Annotated in this window: 23 protein-coding genes, 1 tRNA gene and 1 pseudogene; 2 read left to right on the top strand and 23 right to left on the bottom strand. The window is 47.2% G+C overall.

Annotated features, from left to right (window positions below; all coding sequences use genetic code 11):
• Positions 1-231: 231 nt before the first annotated feature.
• From B5G00_RS09455 to B5G00_RS09380, 16 genes and pseudogenes are all read right to left on the bottom strand, one after another.
• Complete coding sequence (locus B5G00_RS09455; protein ID WP_002584969.1) at positions 232-1,065, bottom strand: methyltransferase domain-containing protein; 834 nt, start codon at positions 1,063-1,065, stop codon at positions 232-234.
• Between the two features lie 185 nt (positions 1,066-1,250).
• Positions 1,251-1,547 (bottom strand): hypothetical protein, encoded by a 297-nt coding sequence (locus B5G00_RS09450; protein ID WP_002592868.1) that lies wholly within the window; start codon positions 1,545-1,547, stop codon positions 1,251-1,253.
• 134 nt (positions 1,548-1,681) lie between these two features.
• On the bottom strand, positions 1,682-1,873 hold the full coding sequence (locus tag B5G00_RS09445; RefSeq protein ID WP_002592869.1) for a transposon-encoded TnpW family protein: 192 nt from the start codon (positions 1,871-1,873) through the stop codon (positions 1,682-1,684).
• A gap of 78 nt (positions 1,874-1,951) precedes the next feature.
• Positions 1,952-3,802, bottom strand: a complete 1,851-nt coding sequence (locus B5G00_RS09440) for a recombinase family protein (protein WP_002592870.1) — start codon at positions 3,800-3,802, stop codon at positions 1,952-1,954.
• 55 nt (positions 3,803-3,857) lie between these two features.
• Positions 3,858-4,160: pseudogene (locus B5G00_RS09435) on the bottom strand (VirD4-like conjugal transfer protein, CD1115 family); the annotation flags it as partial.
• Positions 4,161-4,162: 2 nt separating this feature from the next.
• Positions 4,163-4,663 carry a PcfB family protein gene (locus B5G00_RS09430; RefSeq protein ID WP_002576352.1) on the bottom strand — a complete coding sequence of 167 codons (501 nt, stop codon included), beginning with the start codon at positions 4,661-4,663 and terminating at the stop codon, positions 4,163-4,165.
• Positions 4,664-4,764: 101 nt separating this feature from the next.
• Positions 4,765-5,076 carry a DUF5720 family protein gene (locus B5G00_RS09425; RefSeq protein ID WP_087271935.1) on the bottom strand — a complete coding sequence of 104 codons (312 nt, stop codon included), beginning with the start codon at positions 5,074-5,076 and terminating at the stop codon, positions 4,765-4,767.
• The gene (locus B5G00_RS09420) at positions 5,069-5,431 is read right to left on the bottom strand and encodes a DUF7768 domain-containing protein (RefSeq protein WP_002578791.1); all 363 of its coding nucleotides are present in this window, start codon (positions 5,429-5,431) and stop codon (positions 5,069-5,071) included. The genes B5G00_RS09425 and B5G00_RS09420 overlap by 8 nt, the downstream gene beginning before the upstream one ends.
• Positions 5,432-5,479: 48 nt before the next feature.
• Positions 5,480-6,373, bottom strand: a complete 894-nt coding sequence (locus B5G00_RS09415; protein WP_002576355.1) for a DUF6017 domain-containing protein — start codon at positions 6,371-6,373, stop codon at positions 5,480-5,482.
• A 69-nt stretch (positions 6,374-6,442) separates the two neighbouring features.
• Complete coding sequence (locus tag B5G00_RS09410; protein WP_002576356.1) at positions 6,443-6,634, bottom strand: hypothetical protein; 192 nt, start codon at positions 6,632-6,634, stop codon at positions 6,443-6,445.
• A gap of 27 nt (positions 6,635-6,661) precedes the next feature.
• Positions 6,662-6,937, bottom strand: a complete 276-nt coding sequence (locus B5G00_RS09405; protein ID WP_002576357.1) for a DUF5720 family protein — start codon at positions 6,935-6,937, stop codon at positions 6,662-6,664.
• A gap of 12 nt (positions 6,938-6,949) precedes the next feature.
• Complete coding sequence (locus B5G00_RS09400; protein WP_002576358.1) at positions 6,950-7,876, bottom strand: ParB/RepB/Spo0J family partition protein; 927 nt, start codon at positions 7,874-7,876, stop codon at positions 6,950-6,952.
• Complete coding sequence (locus tag B5G00_RS09395; RefSeq protein WP_002576359.1) at positions 7,833-8,654, bottom strand: ParA family protein; 822 nt, start codon at positions 8,652-8,654, stop codon at positions 7,833-7,835. Before B5G00_RS09395 ends, B5G00_RS09400 begins: the two co-directional genes overlap by 44 nt.
• Before the next feature lie 443 nt (positions 8,655-9,097).
• Positions 9,098-9,490 (bottom strand): 30S ribosomal protein S9, encoded by a 393-nt coding sequence (gene rpsI, locus B5G00_RS09390; protein WP_087271965.1) that lies wholly within the window; start codon positions 9,488-9,490, stop codon positions 9,098-9,100.
• A 16-nt stretch (positions 9,491-9,506) separates the two neighbouring features.
• Positions 9,507-9,935: a 50S ribosomal protein L13 gene (rplM, locus tag B5G00_RS09385; RefSeq protein ID WP_087271932.1), complete on the bottom strand. Its 429-nt coding sequence runs from the start codon at positions 9,933-9,935 to the stop codon at positions 9,507-9,509.
• Between the two features lie 164 nt (positions 9,936-10,099).
• On the bottom strand, positions 10,100-11,068 hold the full coding sequence (locus B5G00_RS09380; protein WP_087271929.1) for a GTP pyrophosphokinase: 969 nt from the start codon (positions 11,066-11,068) through the stop codon (positions 10,100-10,102).
• A gap of 206 nt (positions 11,069-11,274) precedes the next feature.
• On the opposite strand from B5G00_RS09380, the gene trxA reads away from it, so the two are divergent.
• Together trxA and B5G00_RS09370 are read left to right on the top strand one after the other, a co-directional pair.
• The gene (gene trxA, locus B5G00_RS09375; protein ID WP_087271926.1) at positions 11,275-11,589 is read left to right on the top strand and encodes a thioredoxin; all 315 of its coding nucleotides are present in this window, start codon (positions 11,275-11,277) and stop codon (positions 11,587-11,589) included.
• Positions 11,590-11,607: 18 nt separating this feature from the next.
• Positions 11,608-12,537: an NAD(P)/FAD-dependent oxidoreductase gene (locus tag B5G00_RS09370; protein WP_087271923.1), complete on the top strand. Its 930-nt coding sequence runs from the start codon at positions 11,608-11,610 to the stop codon at positions 12,535-12,537.
• Positions 12,538-12,704: 167 nt separating this feature from the next.
• On the opposite strand, the gene B5G00_RS09365 is transcribed toward B5G00_RS09370, so the two are convergent.
• From B5G00_RS09365 to B5G00_RS09335, 7 genes are all read right to left on the bottom strand, one after another.
• The gene (locus tag B5G00_RS09365; RefSeq protein WP_087271920.1) at positions 12,705-14,822 is read right to left on the bottom strand and encodes a heavy metal translocating P-type ATPase; all 2,118 of its coding nucleotides are present in this window, start codon (positions 14,820-14,822) and stop codon (positions 12,705-12,707) included.
• Positions 14,813-15,097: a DUF6110 family protein gene (locus B5G00_RS09360; RefSeq protein ID WP_087271917.1), complete on the bottom strand. Its 285-nt coding sequence runs from the start codon at positions 15,095-15,097 to the stop codon at positions 14,813-14,815. Before B5G00_RS09360 ends, B5G00_RS09365 begins: the two co-directional genes overlap by 10 nt.
• A 412-nt stretch (positions 15,098-15,509) precedes the next feature.
• A complete protein-coding gene (locus tag B5G00_RS09355; RefSeq protein WP_087271914.1) occupies positions 15,510-15,923 on the bottom strand; it encodes an RrF2 family transcriptional regulator in 414 nt (137 codons plus the stop codon).
• Positions 15,924-16,062: 139 nt separating this feature from the next.
• Positions 16,063-16,578, bottom strand: coding sequence for a CarD family transcriptional regulator (locus B5G00_RS09350; RefSeq protein ID WP_162613500.1), 516 nt, complete (start codon positions 16,576-16,578; stop codon positions 16,063-16,065).
• Positions 16,579-16,788: 210 nt separating this feature from the next.
• Positions 16,789-18,027 (bottom strand): serine hydroxymethyltransferase, encoded by a 1,239-nt coding sequence (glyA, locus tag B5G00_RS09345; protein ID WP_087271908.1) that lies wholly within the window; start codon positions 18,025-18,027, stop codon positions 16,789-16,791.
• A 73-nt stretch (positions 18,028-18,100) separates the two neighbouring features.
• A tRNA-Phe gene (locus tag B5G00_RS09340) sits at positions 18,101-18,173 on the bottom strand.
• A 92-nt stretch (positions 18,174-18,265) separates the two neighbouring features.
• A complete protein-coding gene (locus B5G00_RS09335) occupies positions 18,266-19,159 on the bottom strand; it encodes a fumarylacetoacetate hydrolase family protein (protein WP_087271905.1) in 894 nt (297 codons plus the stop codon).
• Positions 19,160-19,418: the final 259 nt, after the last annotated feature.

The following is a 19,418-nucleotide window of genomic DNA, read 5'->3' as shown; positions in this document are numbered from 1 at the left end:
TTCAGATACCTCTTGTGTTTTTAGATTTTACCAACTCGCCAGGTCAGTAATAATCTAAATTTACTTGAGGTATTTTCTTTGGTCAACTCCTTGATTTATAGTATACAGGAAGCTTTCTACCTGTCGGCATAGAAAAAGGACAGTCGATTTCCTCGGCTGTCCTTTTGATTAGGGTGTTTGGTTTACTCCGTTCTGCTCAATAAATGGGAATATTAAATATCAATACGCCCTTTAATACATTCCTATTAAAACATCAGCTTCGATTGTCAAATGTGTGAGAGTACGCCAATCAACGCAATCTTTTTCAACGCAAAAGAGAAGCGGCGTCATTTCAATAAACGACATTCTTTGTTCTGATGACAACTGTACGGTGGCTGAAACCGTTTCTCTTGAAATGGTTTTAAGATATTTCTCAAAATATTCAACGACAGACTCATTTGAATAATCTGGATTTTTCAAGTGTGCTTGCACTTTAGTCCTGATTTCCCTCAAATGATTTTTCGTAGGAATTACTTTCACAACATATCCGTTAGGAGATAGCAATCGCTGAAATTCTTTGTAGTGTGCAGGCGAAAATATGTCTAAAATACAATCCATACTTCCGTCTTTCAAAGGGATTTTTGATAAGTCAGTAACAAACCACTTCACTGCTTTGCGCTTGTCTTTTTTTGATGCAATCTGTATTGCCTCCCTTGACAAGTCAAAGGCAAAGATGTTTCGTTCTGTTCTTTGCTGTATCTGCCTTGCATAGAAACCCTCGCCGCAACCAACATCTAAAATGTTTCTTATAGATGGCGTATCAGAAATAAACTGTATGATTTTCTCCAACACAACATCATACATGCCATACTCCAAAATTTGGTGCCGGTTGTCAAAAGACCGCTTGCTGTAGTTGGTTTTGGGCGATGATTTTAACAACAAATTTACATACCCATATCTTGAAATATCAAAGCAATGTCCATGTCTACAAATTAGGCTATTGCCTTGTATATCCATTGATTTTGTGCAAATTGGGCATTGAAAATAAACCTTGCTGTCTGCAAAGCGTGATAAATTATTATTCATTTGTTTTTCCTCCGTAATTACATCTCTGCTTCAATAAGCGAGTTATGCAATACGGATAACCGCAACATAACTCGCGGTTTTATCTTAATCTCATAAATGTAACCATTGTGTTGTCCTCCAATCAATTCCGCAGTATTACTCTGCTTTTAGAAAAAGTATAGCACAAAACTATGAACATTTCAACTCTATTTCAGCCTGTCGGCGACGTTGCTCTCTCTGGCATACCGCCGCGCCGCTTCCCGCCGTTCCTCGCTGTATGGGGCGGTCAGACGGAAAGAGAAGCGGCCTTTCTCAATGTCAAACTCCATGCAGCCCGTTTCCGGGTCTGCGTCAGTCTGCTGGCAGATCGCCGGATAACGGCGGCTGTATGCAAGCAGACGCTTTTTCAAGGCGGTGTTGTGGGTGCGGATATGGATAAGGGGGTCTTTCTCGTCAAACCAAATATCGGTGGTCTTTTCCTGCTTGGTAAGCCCTGTTCTCATGCAAACTCCTTTCTGTGCCCCTGTTACGCAATAGGGGCATTTTTCGGGTGTTTTCTCCGGCTCTTGACTTGGAGAAAACGGCGTTTTTGACGATAAAAACCGCCCGGACGTGGAATGTATCGTCGGGGCGGCTGTTATCGCAAGATTTCCGATTTTTCCGGCTCTTGACCGTCAGACGCAGATAAACACGAACTGTCGGCAAGTATCGTCTTGAGCAGCTTGTCGCGGAATGTTTCTGTGCTGCTGTGATTGAAAAATAACTCCGCAACAATAGTCTGCCCGTTTCTCTGCGTCGTGATGATACTGTCGGGGGTCTGTTCTGCCATAGGCAGCTCCTTTCTCCGGGCACAAAAGAGGGACTTCCCGTAGCCGGAAAATCCCTCTTGGTTGTCGGTTATTCTGTTTTACTGTGCGGGCTGTGCGGCGGCGGTCTGCGCCTTTCTCCTTGCCCGGTATTCCCGCGCCTTGATACGCTCATACTCCCGCTGCTTTTCAAGGTTTCGCGCCCGGTACTCCCTTGAATACTTCCGGTGGTAGGCGCGGCTCTTTTCCTTTTTGGCTTCTTCGATTTCTTCCCGCATTTGCCGGATTTCCTGCTCTGTCGGCTCTGCAAGCTGCGTTACTTCGTTCTCAAATCTGCCGATATAGTTGAAATATATGCTGATGTGCTGGATTGCGTATCTCGCCCTTTTCTGGTCGCGCTCATGCACTTCAATCCTGCTGATAAACTCGTTGAGAATGGCGGGGGTGAGGTCAGTAAAGGCGGCATGGCGTTCCGTCAGCTTCAAAAACTTCTGCGCCCGTCCTCCCGCGTTCTCATAAGCGGATAGCTGCTCTTGGAGTATGGAAAGCTCCGTTTTCAATGCGTAGTATTCTTCTGAATACTTCTGCGACATTTGCTCGTAGCGGTCTTGCGGGATAGTGCCGAGGGCGTTGTCCTCATAGAGCTTGTTCAGCACCTTGTCAATCTGTTCAAGGCGCGTCGTGATTTGTGGGATACGCTTCTGCTGCTTTTTGGTCTGGTCGGTCTGCTGCATGGCAAGGTTCTTTTTCACTAAGGCTTCAAACTCCGCCCGGTTGCTGATAGAATAGTCCTCGATTTTCTTCAGCACTTCCGCGACGGTCTGCATGAGCAAGTCCGCGTCAATGATGTGCGGGGAATGGCATTTGGGGTTTTTGGCTTTTCCCTTGTGGTACTCGCTGCAATAGGCAACGTGCCGCTTGCCGCCGTTTCTGTAATCTATGCGGATGTGCATTTTTGCGCCGCAATCCTTACAGAAAAGCAAGCCCGACAAAGGGTGGATTTCCCCGTCCCCGTTGGGGCGTCTGACGGGCGCGTTTTCCAAAATCCGCTGTGCGGTTTCAAAGTCGGCGCGGTCAATAATCGGCTCATGCACATTTTCGGTTATCTGCCATTGGCTCCGGTCTACATAGTGGTTCCGCTTGTCCCGGAAATGCTTTGTAGTCTTGAAGTTGACTACATCGCCGCAATACTCCTGCCGTGTAAGGATATGGGTCAAAGTGGCTTTGTTCCACTTGTAACGGTTATCCTCATTGAGCGCCCTGTTTTTGCACGTTCCCCGCCCGCGCTCTTTCATGTAGAATGTGGGCGTTGGGATTTGCGCCTGCGTCAGATATACGGCGATTTGGTTGCGGTTTTTCCCGTCCAGAAACAGGCGAAAAATCAAACGGACAACTCCGGCGGCTTCCTCGTCGATTATCCAAAAATCCTTGTTGTCCGGGGATTTGACATAGCCATAGAGAGCTTCGGTGGCAATCGGCTTTCCACTCATGCCCTTCGTCTTAATGCCGGTCTTTACTTTCTTGCTGATGTCCTTTGCGTACCACTCCGACATGATGTTGATAAAGGGCGCAAACTCCAATGTGTCGGGCTTCTCGCTGTCTATCCCGTTGTTGACCGCGATAAAGCGCACATTGTTCCGTCTGAATATCTCCATAGCGTTGCCGACTTGGAGATAGTCGCGCCCCCAGCGGGTCATGTCTTTCATAATACACACGCCGATTTTACCGTTTTCTACGTCCTCTATCATGCGGGAGTAGGCGGAGCGGTCGAAAAATCTGCCGCTTTCATCGTCGTCAATGTAGTGCCGGATATTCGTCAATTTTAGCTGTCTGGCGTAGCTTTCCAAAAACTTCTTCTGGTTCTGTATGGAGTTGCTTTCGCCGCCGTCCCTGTCCTCGTCGCCTACGGAAAGGCGGGAGTAAAGGGCTGTGATTTTGTTGTAATCATTCATGTGCATATCCTCCTGTGCGTCCATGTAGAGTTCTTTACACTTAAGATTATGCACTCCAGCGGGCGCTGCCATACTCCATACCGTGCCGGTACTTCTTGGCGTTCTTGCTTTTGAGATACACGGCCAATCGCAGGCCAGCGCCGCAGCACAGCCCCACCAGCAGGTCCAAAGGGTGCAGGCTGGGCCACCAGCTGGCCAGCGCCACCGGCAGCGTGGAGAAGAACGAAAGCATTTTTGCCGAAGCGTCCGCACCCACGGCCATCCGCCATCCTTCACCGAAGTTGGTTGCGAACAGCCCCATCAGGATATAGGGCATATTCAGCAAAAGGAGCTTTTTGATGTCAAGTTGCTTTTTCATCTTCATCGTTCCAGCTCCTTCCGCTTGTTCCGGTCCACAACGGCGTGTTTCACCAGCTCTTTGAACTGGCTCAGCTTTGCCAGCACGGACGGACGCTCTGTTTTCTGCGCCTTTCTGACCTTCTTGCCGGTGTACTCGGTAAAGGCAGCGGTCAGGGCATCCGCATCGCGGCCTTTGAAAAAGATCAGGTACTTGGGCGGGGAGCTGCTGCGGTCCTTCTTCACCGCATAGTCAACGCCGTATTTCCGGGCGATCTTTTCAAACTCCTTGATGGAGGGGTCGGTGATCTCGATGTTGGAAACGCCCTGATTCTGGCCGATCAGCTGCTTCACCGTCTGTTTGCCGTGGGGAATCACGGGGGTATCCCGGCTTTTCTGCTTTTGCAGCTTCTTTTCCTTGCGGTGGGCAAGGTACTTGGTGATGGCGGCCTTAAACAGCCGCCCGGTAAACTTTGTTCCGCTGACTACCAGCGTCAAAGTCCTGTTTTCCACTTCCTCCTGCATAGGTCATCGCCTCCTTTCCACGGATTTTGCAGGGGTGGCGCTTGATACTAAGGCGGGACCACCAGCCGCCGCAGCAGGTATTTCATCATGGCAGGCTCCTTTCAACGCAGCTGATCGGAGCGGTCATAGTACAGATGTCCCCGGCGCACCTTGGCATGGCTGAGAATCTTGATGTGGCCCTTTTCCTGGTTCTCCAGGCTTTTCTGGTATCCGGCCTCCGTCAGAAACAGGCGGGTCCGTTCGCCTTTCCAGCCCACCGGCGAATCGTGGGTCAGCACATCGAAGATAATCATGTGCCGGGTGTCCTCGGCAAACCGCTCCAAATCCATGTACTCATGGCCGTGGTAGTTCTGCGCCCCGGCCTTGAGCCGCATTTCCTCCATCAGCTGGCCCACGGTCTTACGCTCAGGCATGGCGCGCACCTCCTTTCCCGCGTCCCTGGCCTTTCACAGTCAGGATACCGTCCAGGGTGGTAGCGGTGATCCGCAGGCGCTCAGCGGTGGCGATGTCATTCTTCACGGTCTCGTCGATGCCGTGGCCGCAGACCACCAGCACATGGGACCGGCGCAGATAGTCTCGCACCATATCCAGCCCGTCCTTGTGTTCCTGGGGAATCTCGTCCTTGAGGAAGGTGGACAAGAACAGAACCGGGCAGATGGGCGAATACCCGGCGTCGTACACCTGGCGGCAGTAGGTGGCAGCGTTCTCGGCGTTCTCATACTGGTTGTTGCTCCAGGGAGCCGTAATGTAGGCAAGAGGTCGTTTCATGGCAAAATCCTTTCTCCCGGTATTGCCGGGCAACAGAAAAGCGGCTGTTTACCAGCCGCCTGTGTTCATATCGTGATTGACTTGTACGGTGTAGTGATTGCTGATCGTGGTGGGCGCGTTGAACAGCACTGCAAGCAAATACTGTTTCATATTGCGGACCTCCGTGGTGTTTTTCTGCATACCGTCCATGACAAATCGGATATGCTCGCTATCCAGCTTCAAGAACCGGGAGCGCACGACTTCATGGGGAAAGTCGCTGCCAGCGATCCGAGTGGTTTTACGTTTGGCACAAACGGTCTCCACCATCAGCTCCACAATCTCGTCCAGGTCCTCACGGTAGGTCGAAAACTCTCTGCACAGATAGTCATACTCGATGTTCTCCAGAATCAATTCCCGATAATTTTCTATCTCTGAGACAGACATCGCATCCCTTCCTTTCCGTTCCGGCAGCTGTGCTGCCGCTGTTTCCCGGAAGGGAATGGAATCGGTACTTGCTCCATGAGTATTTTGTTTTTGAGTATTTGGTTTCTCTATATTTAATTCTGCGGGCTTTTCCGTATCCGGTTTATCCAGATACGGGTTTTCCGTATCTGGTGAAGCCGTATCTGGTACAGCCGTATCCGGCCTTGGCGTTTCTGGCTGCCTGGGCTGGGGTTTCTCATAAATCACATACTCGGTGTCGCTGATCCGGCCTTGTTGGTCCCGCAGCTGGTTCCGCACGATGTAACCGGCGGTTTCCAACTCCCGCAGCGCACTGCCGATGGCATCAACGCCCTCCTTGCAGATTTTCGCAAGTCCACGGGTAGTATAGTTCCAGTCATCAGGCAGGGATAACATCATGGAAAGAAGCCCCTTTGCCTTGAGGGATAGTTCGTGGTTCCGCAGGTGATGATTGCTCATCACGGTATAATCTTTGGTCCGTTCAATGCGAAAAACGGCCATTGACTTCACTCCTTTCTAATTTTAGGGCATGAAAAAAGCCACAATCCTTCGTGAAAAAGACTGTGGCTTTCAGCTGTTTTTGTTGTTCTGCCAGGGCCGGTAAGGACGCTTGTACTTCGGCGGATGACTGAACATCGGCTCATGCTCCGAAAACGGGAGGGTCTGCAAAACCCGGTCAATGTCGGTGGATTCCATATCATACTGGGACTGGCAACTTTCCCGGATGGCATCTTTGATGCTCTGGACAGTACACATATTCATTCCTTTCCTTTCGTAGTGATAATGAGTTTACGGGTGGCGGCGGCGCTTGTCCGGTTTGAAGTCGAGCACATGGCCCTCGATCACACGGGCATACCGCTTGATTTTGATTTCCCGACGCTTCTGGCTTACGAGGGCGGCCTGATACCCGTCCTCCGTAAGAAACAGCCGCATATCATCGCCGGGGCAGCCGTAGGAACAAGGGCGCTGAACGGAAAACTCGATCATCCAGCGGGTGCTGTCCTGAAAACGCTCTACGGCCAAGATATTGTGTCCTTTCAGCTCACGGGCTGAAATATCCCTCATAGGCGGCTCCTTTCATCGTTCCTGGTCTCTCTGGCGCTTCTTCTGCCACGCCTCCAGCAGTTTGATAATGGTTTCCTGCATCCGCTGGGGCGTATAGCTTTTGGGGAAATACTTCCGCAGGGTGTCGGAGGTGAAAGTCACTTTGTCGAGATCACTTTTCTTTTCCTCACCCATGATGACGCGCATCATATCGAGGGTCAGATGTCCCTCCTGGCTGTATTTCTTGAGTCGCTGAGCCTGGGAGAGAGAGGGGGTAGCCTGTTCGCTGTCCATCGCGTCCAGCAAATCCCGCTGTTCTTCTTTTTTGAGAAAGGACAGCTCATAAGCCGGATTGAGGGCGATTTTCTTTTCATCGACCATATCCAGCAGTTCGGGAATCAGCTCCGTCAGGCGGATATAGCGCTGCACCTGGTTCCTACTCGAACCAGCCTGCTGCGCCAACAATTCATCTGCACGCAACTTCGTCCCAAGTTGGGACGAAGTTAAGTCCCCCCGTGCGCCTTGGTGTTTCATAGCCTCCAGCTTCATCTTGTAAGCAAAGGCCCTTTCGCTGGGGAGCAGGCTTTCACGTTGTAAGTTGCTGTCCACCATGATGATAGTGGCAGCATCATCGTCCAGGTCTCGGACAATGACAGGCATGGTTTCTTTCTCGGCCAGCTCACTGGCCCGGTGCCGCCTGTGACCGGCAACCAGCTCATAGCCGCCCTCCGGGTCCGGGCGGGCGATCGCCGGAACCAGAACACCATACTGCCGAACGCTGTCGGCGGTCTCCATCATGGCCTCGTCATCCTTGACTTTGAAGGGATGCCCCTTAAATGGGTGCAGCTCAGACAGCGGAATTTCCTGTATCTTCTCCAGCTTGGCATCCTGGCGGCTTTCCTCGGTGGAAAACAAATCATCGTATGGAGCCAGCTCTACTTTTTTCGCGCTGCTTTTCAAGTTTTATCACCTCCTTGGTCAGATTCTTATAGCCCTCGGCCACCTTGCCATTAGGGTCATGGGCAAAAATGCTTTTGCCCTCGGCGCTGATCTCCTTTGCCCGGACAGAATGGGGAATCTCGGTGCCGAACACCTTGATTTTGCTGCCATAGGTCTCCCGCAGCAGGGCGGCAATCTCCTTGGCGAAGTTGGTGCGGTTGTCCACCATCGTCAGCAATATGCCGTCGATCTGGAGCTTGGGGTTGATCTGCCGCTTCACCTTGTTTACGGTCTGGAGCAGCTGTTCCAGGCCCTTGGCGGGCAGGTACTCCGCCTGAACGGGGATTATGACCCTGTTGGCGGCGGCCAGGGCGTTGACCGTGAGCATACCCAGGGATGGCTGGCAGTCAATCAGGATATGGGAATACTGTCCCTTGAGCGTGTCCAGATACTGCCGCAGGATGGTCTCTCGGCTCATGGCGTTCACCAGGGAGACCTCCATGCCGGAGAGCTGGATGTCTGCGGGCATCAGGTCAACGCCCTCCGGGTGGTGCAGGATACCCTCGCCGGGGCGCAGCGGCTCGTCCATCAGGATACGGCCCATCGCGTCGGACAGGGTAAAGGGCAGCTTGTCCGGCTGGGGGTGGCCCAGGCTGATGGTCAGGCTGCCTTGCGGGTCCCCGTCGATCAGCAGCACTTTCTTTCCGGCCTGCGCCAGCCCAATCCCCAGGTTCGCGCAGGTGGTTGTCTTGCCAACGCCGCCTTTCTGGTTGGCGATGGCGATGATTTGCGTGTTCAATGACTTCACCTCATTTCTGAATTGTTCTATGGCTTCTGGAAATAGAAAAAGCCGCCACTTCAAAAATTGAAAGTGACGGCCTTTTCTTATCCCGGAATGAAATTCCCCGGAAACGCAAAAAGCGCCCAGTAGAAAATACTGAGCGCTTGGCGATTAGATTTATTCTCTTTTGTTCAAATTAGGTCAAATTCAGACAAACCGTTTTCACGAAAAAGGTCTCTTGGAGATGTATAAATAAACATCCCCTTGGCATCCCAAAATCGCGTCTCGGTTGTCCTATTTTTTAACCCATAAGCCCTCTTTTTGGGGTGGTTGTCCACCATTTAACCCATAGAAAACGGGTTAAAAGAGGCTTCGTTCTGTCAAATTGCGTCAAACCATTTGAAAAGGAAAAACCCCGGAAACCGCGTAGTTCCGGGGTTTTTGACCACTTTTGATAAAGTTTAGCGCTTGCTGAACTGCGGAGCGCGACGGGCAGCCTTGAGGCCGTATTTCTTTCTCTCTTTCATTCTTGGGTCACGAGTTAAGTAACCTGCAGCTTTCAGAGCTGGTCTGTAATCGCTGTCAGCCTCCAGAAGAGCTCTGGAGATTCCGTGACGGATAGCACCAGCCTGTCCTGTAAAACCACCGCCATGAACGTTTACTAAAACATCAAATTTATCAGCTGTTTCTGTCAGAACTAACGGCTGACGAACAACTACCTTTAATGTCTCTAATCCAAAATATTCGTCGATATCTCTTTTGTTAATTGTAATCTTACCTGTACCTGGTACCAGATATACACGTGCTACAGATGATTTTCTTCTTCCTGTTCCATAGAATTTTGTACTAGCCACTGTCATTTACCTCCTATTAAAATGTTAATACTTCTGGCTTCTGAGCTGCGTGATTGTGCTCTGGTCCAGCGTATACATGTAATTTTTTAATCATGGCCCTTCCTAAAGGTCCTTTTGGAAGCATACCCTTAACAGCCAGTTCAATTACTCTTTCAGGTTTCTTGTCCATCATTTCTCTTAATGTGGTCTCTTTCATTCCTCCAACATAGTCAGAGTGTCTGTAGTAGATCTTCTGATCCAGTTTCTTACCTGTAACTTTGATCTTATCAGCATTAACAACGATCACATAGTCGCCTGTATCAATATGCGGTGTGTAGATCGGTTTATTTTTTCCTCTTAAAACTTTTGCAACTTCAGATGCAAGACGGCCTAATGTCTGTCCATCAGCGTCTACAACATACCATTTTCTTTCAACCTTATCTGGATTAGCCATATAACTGTTCATGGTTTTCCCTCCTAATTATCAATCATATACGTTAAATTCGTCATTAAAAAATCAAGTAAATCAAGCCGTTCATCTATGTTTCGGCTTTCAAAGACGCTCCTTCCACCACCATACCGGGGCTTTTGGCTAGGTAGTTTCGCAGTACGTCACATTGACATATTATATTATAAGTAAAATCCTGTGTCAACAATTTTCTGCACATTCTCAGCATTTTTTTCCTTCCACTGCCCGGTTCTCTCCCGGATCAGCATAGGCGTTCTCTCTTCCAGATCTTTTCTTCCCAGAAGAAGCTCATTGCACACCAGCACCAGATTGTCCACTGTCAGGGGAATTCCATCTGACAGGCTGCTGGCAAAGAACAGGATAGGCTCCTCTCTGTCTGCTCTGTACAGTTTCTTCACCAGATCCTGGTCCTTCTGGAGAAACTCCATCAGAGGCACAGAAAGCACCGGATTTTCAAAGCGGAGACGGAATTTATTACGAAGCATGGCTTCAATCTGCATATTCTTATAATTCTTATAGGCCAGCCGCTCCAGAAGATTCACCATGCTTCTGTCGCAGATTTCCAGGGTAGCATAGATTCCATTCAGCTCCCTGGAAAATTCATAGTGCTCTTCCCACTCTTCTTTATGCTTATACCGCACATCATGGTCCACCTCATGCCAGCCTTCAGAGAAGGTTGTGCGGACCTGTACTTCAAAAGTCTTGTCAATTCTGTATTTTTCCCACAGTTCTGGAGGGAATGCTGAAGAAATCTTCTCTGGCATCCGGCATACATAGTTCATCCGGATAGGGTTAAATTCGTTTACCTTAGGTATGTCCTCATGGGAGTCCTTTTCGATAATAGAATAGGTCTCTTTTAAAAGCTCTTTGCAAATAGGAACATCATCCATATAATAAAGAACGATCCGGATACCGATCAGGTCCTGAAGCTTCTTATCCTTCTCAAGATATTCCTCTTTCTTCCATTCCAGTTTATGCCAAATAGAACCTGCAGATTTCAGTCTGGAAAAAATATGAAAATAAATCCCGCTTTTGCTTAGTTTTTCCTGAATATCCCTGCCAGCCTCTTTCCGCAGGCCTCTCACTTTCTCACCTTCCAGATACTGGGATAACTCTTCTATTTCTCTCATAAACACTCCTCTTTCGCCATTGGCGGACAAACGCTGTACCTTGTTTATTATACCAATTTTCCTCTGGTTCGTAAACGTTTTTATACATAATTATGTGACTTCGTCACAGACTAACAAGAGAAAAAAGGTTATACTCAAATCAAGCTCAAAGAAAAGAGCTGCACATAAGAAACGAATTATAAACTATCGATAAAGGAGATAAAGATATGGCAATTTTACATGTAAATGAAAGTGAATTTCAGAAAGAAGTATTAGAATCCCAGAAACCGGTACTGTTAGATTTCTTTGCTACCTGGTGCGGTCCCTGCAAAATGCTTGGACAGGTACTGGAAGAACTGGATAAAGAACAGGAAGACTTTCGTATCGTAAAAGTAGATATTGACGAAAATCCTTCCCTTGCATCCCAGTGGCAGGTAAGCAGCGTTCCTTCTCTCTTCTTTATTAAGGAAGGGCAGGTCAAAGACTCTGCTGTAGGCTTTCTTCCTAAGCCGGTACTTGTTCAGAAGATGAAAGGCCTTTAACGAAAGGTGGAAACAGCTATGACAAAAGATTATGATTTTATCATCATAGGAGCCGGACCAGCAGGTATGACTGCCGCGGTCTACGCTTCCAGGGCAGGTATGAGAACAGCCCTCCTGGAAGCCGGGGCTCCCGGCGGAAAACTTTTAAAGACAAATAAGATCAGCAACTGGCCAGGCATCAAAGAAGAACCTGGCTCCCAGCTGGCCATGGATATGTTTGAACATTCCACCAGTTTCGGTGCTGTGTATGAATACGGCAATGTAACAGAAATACGTGACGGTGAAAGAAAGCAGGTCATCTGTCAGGACGGCACTGTCTTTACGGCTCCTGCCGTTCTGGTTGCCACTGGCACAAAAGAGCGGCTCCTTGGCATTCCCGGAGAAGAGGAGCATATCGGCAGGGGAATTTCTTACTGTGCAGTCTGCGACGGAGCATTTTCCCGAAATCAGGACGTAGCTGTTATAGGCGGAGGAAACTCTGCTCTTGAAGAAAGTGTCTACCTTACTCAGTTCGCCTCCAAGGTTTATATCGTCATGCGGAGAGATGTTTTCCGGGCAGAACAAGCGGTAATCGAGGCTGCCCGTTCTAATCCTAAAATAGAAATTCTTCAGAACTACCGTCCTGTTCAGGTTATGGATAAAGAAGGAAAAGTCGGAGGCCTGGAAATTGCTCATGCTCAGTCCGGAGAAAAGAAACTCCTGCCTGTCACTGGCATCTTCCCCTATATCGGCGCAGATCCTGTCACCGGATTCCTGAAAGAGCTTCCTGTATTAGACAAACAAGGCTATATGCTGGTCAACAGTGAGATGGAAACCGTCGTTTCTCTTCTCTATGGAGCCGGGGATGTCTGCCAGAAAGGCCTGAGACAGGTAGTAACTGCTGCAAGTGATGGAGCCATAGCCGCTCAGTCCGCATTCCAGAAGCTCCGGTCTTTAGCCCTCTTATAAAGCTATAAGTCAAAGCAGGAATGCTTCCGTTCCAGCCGGGGACACTGGGCAGTCTGCCCATGTCTCCGACTGCGGATATACTGGAACAGGCATGGCAGGGTGTCGCTAATGATCAGGTTCTGATACCGTTCAATCCTGTCCGCCTCTCCTTTTTTCCTAAAATTCTTTTACTTTCTCTGTTCTTTTTGTCTGCATATTTTCTTCTCTTCTTTGTCCAGCATATTCGTCATGCTCTCCAGAGTAATCCCTAAAGTGGACATATTGTGAAGGAAGGCAGAAGTTCCCGGCGCCAGGATTCCGGCAAATCCCAGAATAATAAGTCCTGTATTAAAACCTATAACAAACCGGTAGTTTCTGTGAATCCGCTTCATCAGACAGTTTCCTGCCCTTTTCAGCGTCACAAGCTGGTGGAGATTCTCTCCAGAAATCGTAATGTCTGCAATCTCTCTGGCAATCTGCGCCCCGCCATTTACAGCCACACCTGCATTTGCCGCAGAAAGAGCAGGTGAATCATTAATCCCATCTCCAACCATAATAACTTTTCTGCCCTTTGCTTTTTCTTTCTCAATATAAGAAGCTTTGTCCTCTGGAAGGACCTCTGCATAGAATTGGTCCACCCCGGTCTTTCGGGCAATTGTCCTGGCAGTCCTTTCGCTGTCTCCCGTCATCATGACAACTTTTCGGATTCCTGCCTTCTTCAAAGCAGGAACAATATCTTTGGCCTCTTCTCTCAAAGGATCTTCTATGCAGATTACTGCTGCAAGTTCTCCGGATACAGCAAGATACAGATGGGAGTATTCTGCCGGAAGTTCTTCAAATTTTTCTTCCTCTCCGGCAGGAATCCGGCATTTTTCATCTTCAAAGACAAAATGATAGCTTCCAATGATTACCTTTTCCCCGTTTACCTGAGAAGAGATGCCATGGGCCACCACATACTCTACTTTGCTGTGCATTTCCTCATGGGCCAGGCCTTCTTTCTTAGCCTGAGCCACTACTGCATTTGCAATAGAATGGGGAAAATGCTCTTCAAGACAGGCTGCCAGCCGGAGCATGCTGTCCCGGTCTTTTTCTCCGAAAGTAAGCACCTGGGCTACTGTGGGCTGTGCTTTTGTAAAAGTTCCTGTCTTATCAAAGACCACAGTCTCTGCCTCCGCTGCAGCTTCCAGGAATTTGCCTCCCTTTACTGTAATTTGATGGTCCTGACATTCACGCATAGCCGCCAGCACCGCAATGGGCATAGACAGCTTCAGAGCGCAGGAAAAATCCACCATAAGGATAGACAGAGCTCTGCTCATATTTCTGGTAAGTGCATAGGTAAGCACTGTTCCCAGAAAGCTAAAGGGCACAAGGCTGTCCGCAAGATGAACTGCTTTACCTTCCAGAGAAGATTTCAGCCTTTCAGATTCTTCGATCATAGACACGATTTTTTCATATCTGGTAGAGCCCACAGACTGTTTTACCTGTACTGTAAGTTCTCCTTCTTCTACCACAGTACCAGCATACACATAGGCCCCTTCTTCCTTCTTTACAGGAATTCCCTCTCCGGTAAGAGATGCCTGGTTTACCATAGCCTCTCCCTGGGCCACAATCCCATCCAGTGGAATCATATTTCCCATATGAATGCATATGAAATCCTGTTCCTTTACATGGTTTATTTCTGTCAGGATTTCACTTTCGCCCTGCTTTAACCATACTTTTTCCACATTTAAGGACATGCTTCTCGCCAGGTCTGCCACAGACTTCTTATGTGTCCACTCCTCCAGGATCTCTCCCACTCCCAGCAGGAGCATGATAGAGCTGGCGGTGCTTACATCCCCCCGCATAAGGGAAACTGTAATCGCCGTTGCATCAAGCACCGGCACTTCTAATTTTCTCCGGCATATGCATTTCAGTCCTTCCTTTATAAAGTGAAAAGACTGGATCACTGCCTTGGCTTTTGCCACCGGAGCCGGCAGAAAAACCTTGCACAAAAAGTGGAGTACCAATTTGGAAACAAGTTTCTCCTTATATTTGTTCATCAGCTCTCTGCTTGTATTGTCCGGAACTTTTGCCATAAGCTCCTTGTCTTCAAAAGAGAAGGCTACCAGGCTTTCAATCAGCTTCCGGCGGCTGCCAGTATAACAGACAACACCATGGCCGGTCCGTTCATATACCTTTGCGGCAGTCACATTTTTCAGAGAATTTATATAGAACAAAAACATATCCGCTTCCCGGGCAGTCATCTTTTTCTTCTGGGTAGAGAAACGGATGCGTCCTCTGATCTCATGCTGAATTTTTATTCGCATTTCTCATCTTCCTGTTCCTGGTCCTCTTCTGAATAAATTTCCTCTTCCTGCCGTCTTTCGTTGATTTCTTTTGCTTCAGCCAAAACGTCCTCAGCGTTTTCCTGTACAGCAGTTACCGTATCCATAACACAGTCTTTTGCTCTTAAAACGGCTGCTGTAGCCTGTACATAAGCTTTCTTTGCATCTTTACTTCCTAAGATTTTTACTCCTGCAGTCCCAAAGAGTACGCCTCCGGCAAAAAGGGCTGCTTTCTTAATCAGTTCAGTATGTATCATTTTCGTACCTCCTACTCGTTTCTTTTATTTGTGTTTGTATCCTGTGTAAAATGTCATCCCAAGGCAGAAAAGCATTGCCCATGCCCAGAATCTGTGCTGTTTCATAGTACCTCTCCTTTCATTTTACTTTAAGAGGTAAAGTTAGATTCATCTAACTTATCTATAAAAAATAAAAACCTCTTAATTTCTTGAGTTTATCACCTTTTTCCTGTTCTTGTCAATGAACAGTATCATGTTTTTCCAAAAAAATCCAGATATCTCCCCTATAAAGCAGCAAAGAAAAAGCCGGGCTTTTTCTATCCTTTGCGGATATAATAAAAGCTTCGGCTTCCCCCTCTTTTCTTCTCTTTATACAGTGGTCTTCGCATATGTAAATCCGATAATTTCATCCTTTGTCTATACAGGGGGCCTGTTAACCCACTGCCTCTTTTTCTAAAACCTTGTCAATAGTGATACCGGATAAATATTCTTCCATTTGTTTCTGTAGTCCCTGGTAATATTTTCTCATGGCACAGAATTGTGTTCCATGTCTGCTGCAGAATTCATCTGCTTCCAGGCACCTGTTGATTTTTGTAGTACCTTCCATTACCTCAACTATATCCCACAGAGAAATTTCTTCCGGTTTTTTTGAAATGGCATATCCGCCTCTTTTTCCCTGATACCCGGCAACCAGCCCGGCATCCTTCAGAGCCTTTAATACCTTCATAAGATAATTTTCAGATATTCCCATTTTGCTTCCAATTTCTGCCACAGAGGTAATTCCACTCTGTGTAGCCAGATATACAACCGTACGGATCGCATAATCTGTTGTCAACTTTAACTGCATGTCGTCTCCTTTCTGTCTCTAACATTCCCCTTTCAGCTTTATGGTATTATTATCTGATTTATTTTTACAACGCTCTGTTCGAGAAGAATACGGTTTCATTGTATCAGCCAGCCTGGCTGTATTCAAGGTTTTCGGAAGATTATGCCTGAATCTGGCAGAAAACCTTGTCCTTTACAAAAGCTTTGATTTTCTCCGGTGTGGACTCAAGGGCTATGGCAAACTCTCCATAGGCAATGTCCTCCGCAGATTTCAAATACCGCTGGTCAATCTGGCACAATTTTTTGTTATTCCGGCCAGCCTGATATTGTTTCATATAAATGCCTTTTATCAAGGAAAGAAGTACATTCATATCATAAGTGTCCATCATCTCCCGGTAATGGTCCGCCAGTCGGGTCTGCTGCCTGGTAGTAAAGGTATCTGCCGGAATCTTTGGCACTGCTTCCAGATATTTTTTAGCTGTGTCAGAGCTGATGAGCTCTCTCATAAACATATGATTTTCTACAGGGATATAAACCTGGTCTCCTTTTATGAAAATAGGTGACAACTTATAGTACTCCCTGCTGTCCTGCATTGACTCTTCAAAAAACTTTCCAATATCCTCTACTTTGCACACTCCACGTTTTCCATACATAACATAAGACCCGATCCTGAACATTATTTCCCTCTTTTCTTTAAAATCCATACAACATTTTTCCATATACAGATGTTGGGGGCAAAATTTTTTTGCCCCCGCAATGCTGGACTGCTATGCACTGGGTGCTTCCACAATCCCCAACTATATATATTGTATCAAAAAAAATACATAAATTTCAAAGGCAATTTTTTACGAAAATATTCAGTACCGGGTCTGGTAAAACGCAACAATTTACGCGTTTAACGGATATTTATCTGTAAGAGATTTTACAATAGCCATAGCCTTTTCCTTATTGTTTCTGTCCTTTACCATAAGGGCAATAGCCTCGGCGATCAGGTCCATATCCTCCTGGTTCATTCCCCTTGAAGTTACAGCGGCTGTTCCCAGGCGAACGCCACTGGTTACAAAAGGAGATTCCGGATCATTGGGAATTGCGTTTTTATTACAGGTAATATTCGCTTCATCAAGGAGATGCTCCATCTCTTTTCCTGTGATCCCGGTTCCTCTCAGGTCCACCAGCATAAGATGGTTCTCTGTAGTTCCTGAAACAATGTTGATTCCTCTTTTCAGAAGACCGTCGCAGAGGGCTTTGGCGTTCTTTACGATATTTTCCTGGTAAACCTTATACTCAGGAGAAAGAGCCTCTTTAAAGCATACCGCTTTAGCTGCAATCACATGCATAAGAGGACCGCCCTGGATTCCCGGAAATACTGCTTTATTGAAATTAAATTTTTTGGCAATCTCGGCACTGCTCATGATCATACCGCCTCTCGGGCCTCTCAGTGTCTTATGGGTGGTAGTGGTCGTCACATGGGCATAGGGAATGGGACTTGGATGTACTCCTGCTGCCACCAGACCTGCGATATGAGCGATATCTACCATCAGATATGCGCCTACCTCGTCGGCAATCTCCCGGAATTTCTTGAAATCAATGATCCTGCAGTATGCACTGGCTCCTGCCACAATAAGTTTTGGTCTTGACTCCAGAGCAATCTTTCTCACTTCTTCGTAGTCGATAACTCCCTCATCATTTACACCGTAAGGAACAATATTAAAATATGCCCCGGAGAAATTGGCCGGGCTTCCATGGGAAAGATGTCCGCCATGGGCCAGATTCATCCCCATAACCGTATCTCCTGGCTTCAGCATAGCAAAAAATACTGCCATATTAGCCTGTGCCCCTGAGTGAGGCTGGACATTTACATACTCACACTGGAACAGTTCTTTGGCTCTTTCAATAGCCAGACGTTCCACATCATCCACGCACTCGCAGCCTCCATAGTATCTTTTCCCCGGATATCCTTCTGCATATTTATTCGTAAGAGGGCTTCCCATGGCAGCCATGACTGCCTTGCTTACCCAGTTTTCTGACGCGATCAGCTCAATATGTGAATTCTGGCGTTCCACCTCATCATTAATACACTGAGCGATTTCCGGATCCACCTGATTGATTTCTTCCCATGAATACATTTTTCTTTATACCGCCTTTCTTTCTGATAAAGATATTTGTTTTTCTCCCAAAGACATTTAAGGGATAAAAAAGTGCCCAGAGCCGGAATCGAACCAGCGACACGAGGATTTTCAGTCCTCTGCTCTACCAACTGAGCTATCTGGGCTTACACAAAATATGGTAAGACTGCTGTCCTACACAACACAGCAATCTTACCATATTTGTATCTGTTTTTCAACCGTTTTTTTCGTTTTTCTGTTATACAACTACATTTGTGATCATGCCGATTCCTTCTACATCACATTTCACCACATCTCCCGGCATAAGAAATCTCGGCGGAATCATTCCCATTCCCACGCCGGCAGGCGTTCCCATGGAAATAATTGTCCCTGCCTTCAGCATCATGCCGCTGGAAAGTTCACTGATCACATGAGGGATATCAAAGATAAAGCGGTCTGTACTGCTATGCTGTCTTAAAACCCCGTTAACCTGACTCTTAATCGAAAGGACCGGCGGTCTCTTTACCACGTCTTCTGTAACAATAAAGGGTCCCATAGGGGTAAAGCCATCCATGCTTTTTCCAAAATACCACTGTTTATGCCTGGTCTGTACATTTCTTGCGCTGACATCATTAATCACCGTATATCCGAAAACATAGTCAAAGGCATCCTCTCTCTTAACATGCAAAGCATCCTTTCCAATAATAACTCCCAGCTCTGCCTCATAATCCAGGCTGTCTACCAGTCCGGGATATGACGGAATCGTACCGCCGTCAGGGGTTGCTTCATTTACTCTTTTTGAAAAATATACCGGATAATTCTGATCTCTTTCAAAAGCTTCTTTTTTATAACGGGCAGATTCTTCTCCATGGTCCCTGAAATTCATTCCCAGGCAGATAATGTCCTGACGGGGATGAGGAATCGGAGCACAGTGGATAACCTCGTCATAATTCAAAGTTTCTCCTTCCACAGAAGCCAAAGAGTTTCTGAGCATCTCCATTTCTTCCGGCTTAATATGTTCGATCAGATCATTCATATCCTGAAAATGCAGCTGAAAAGTTTCCAGCGGATAAAACCTCTGAAAAGCATTGGCACACATCACGCCCAACCGCTCTTTGTCATCTCCCTGAAGTTTATAAGTAAGTAATTTCATGCTCTGCCCTCCTCTTGCTGTCCCGGCAGCAATTTATTTCACACTTAGCATCACAAGATGCTTTTGTTTAATAGTAGCATAACGCTCAAAAGTTTTCCATATAATTTTCCTGATTTTCTATAATTTGCAGCAACAATTCAGATGCCCTCTTGTTTCTTTTGGTTGTACTCTTTCTTTTATTTATGTATAATGATTAATTGAATAACGGTTGTTAATTCTGCAGCTTCCTGCAGATACTAAAGAAAACTGCTGTATCATT

The sequence above is a fragment of the Blautia sp. An46 genome, from assembly GCF_002161645.1.
GTDB lineage: Bacteria > Bacillota > Clostridia > Lachnospirales > Lachnospiraceae > Blautia > Blautia ornithocaccae.
This window is presented reverse-complemented; position numbering and strand designations above follow the sequence as displayed.

Coding starts and splice junctions, on each gene's coding strand:
- B5G00_RS09410 (WP_002576356.1), bottom strand. CDS start 6,634: ATGAATATGTGTACTGTCCAGAGCATCAAAGATGCCATCCGGGAAAGT.
- B5G00_RS09370 (WP_087271923.1), top strand. CDS start 11,608: ATGACAAAAGATTATGATTTTATCATCATAGGAGCCGGACCAGCAGGT.
- B5G00_RS09365 (WP_087271920.1), bottom strand. CDS start 14,822: ATGCGAATAAAAATTCAGCATGAGATCAGAGGACGCATCCGTTTCTCT.
- B5G00_RS09420 (WP_002578791.1), bottom strand. CDS start 5,431: ATGAAACGACCTCTTGCCTACATTACGGCTCCCTGGAGCAACAACCAG.
- B5G00_RS09430 (WP_002576352.1), bottom strand. CDS start 4,663: ATGCAGGAGGAAGTGGAAAACAGGACTTTGACGCTGGTAGTCAGCGGA.
- trxA (WP_087271926.1), top strand. CDS start 11,275: ATGGCAATTTTACATGTAAATGAAAGTGAATTTCAGAAAGAAGTATTA.
- B5G00_RS09415 (WP_002576355.1), bottom strand. CDS start 6,373: ATGGCCGTTTTTCGCATTGAACGGACCAAAGATTATACCGTGATGAGC.
- B5G00_RS09445 (WP_002592869.1), bottom strand. CDS start 1,873: ATGGCAGAACAGACCCCCGACAGTATCATCACGACGCAGAGAAACGGG.
- B5G00_RS09350 (WP_162613500.1), bottom strand. CDS start 16,578: ATGTTCAGGATCGGGTCTTATGTTATGTATGGAAAACGTGGAGTGTGC.
- B5G00_RS09380 (WP_087271929.1), bottom strand. CDS start 11,068: ATGAGAGAAATAGAAGAGTTATCCCAGTATCTGGAAGGTGAGAAAGTG.
- B5G00_RS09450 (WP_002592868.1), bottom strand. CDS start 1,547: ATGAGAACAGGGCTTACCAAGCAGGAAAAGACCACCGATATTTGGTTT.
- B5G00_RS09335 (WP_087271905.1), bottom strand. CDS start 19,159: ATGAAATTACTTACTTATAAACTTCAGGGAGATGACAAAGAGCGGTTG.
- B5G00_RS09360 (WP_087271917.1), bottom strand. CDS start 15,097: ATGATACATACTGAACTGATTAAGAAAGCAGCCCTTTTTGCCGGAGGC.
- B5G00_RS09425 (WP_087271935.1), bottom strand. CDS start 5,076: ATGCCTGAGCGTAAGACCGTGGGCCAGCTGATGGAGGAAATGCGGCTC.
- B5G00_RS09405 (WP_002576357.1), bottom strand. CDS start 6,937: ATGAGGGATATTTCAGCCCGTGAGCTGAAAGGACACAATATCTTGGCC.
- B5G00_RS09455 (WP_002584969.1), bottom strand. CDS start 1,065: ATGAATAATAATTTATCACGCTTTGCAGACAGCAAGGTTTATTTTCAA.
- B5G00_RS09440 (WP_002592870.1), bottom strand. CDS start 3,802: ATGAATGATTACAACAAAATCACAGCCCTTTACTCCCGCCTTTCCGTA.
- rplM (WP_087271932.1), bottom strand. CDS start 9,935: ATGAACAGTTATATGGCTAATCCAGATAAGGTTGAAAGAAAATGGTAT.
- glyA (WP_087271908.1), bottom strand. CDS start 18,027: ATGTATTCATGGGAAGAAATCAATCAGGTGGATCCGGAAATCGCTCAG.
- B5G00_RS09355 (WP_087271914.1), bottom strand. CDS start 15,923: ATGCAGTTAAAGTTGACAACAGATTATGCGATCCGTACGGTTGTATAT.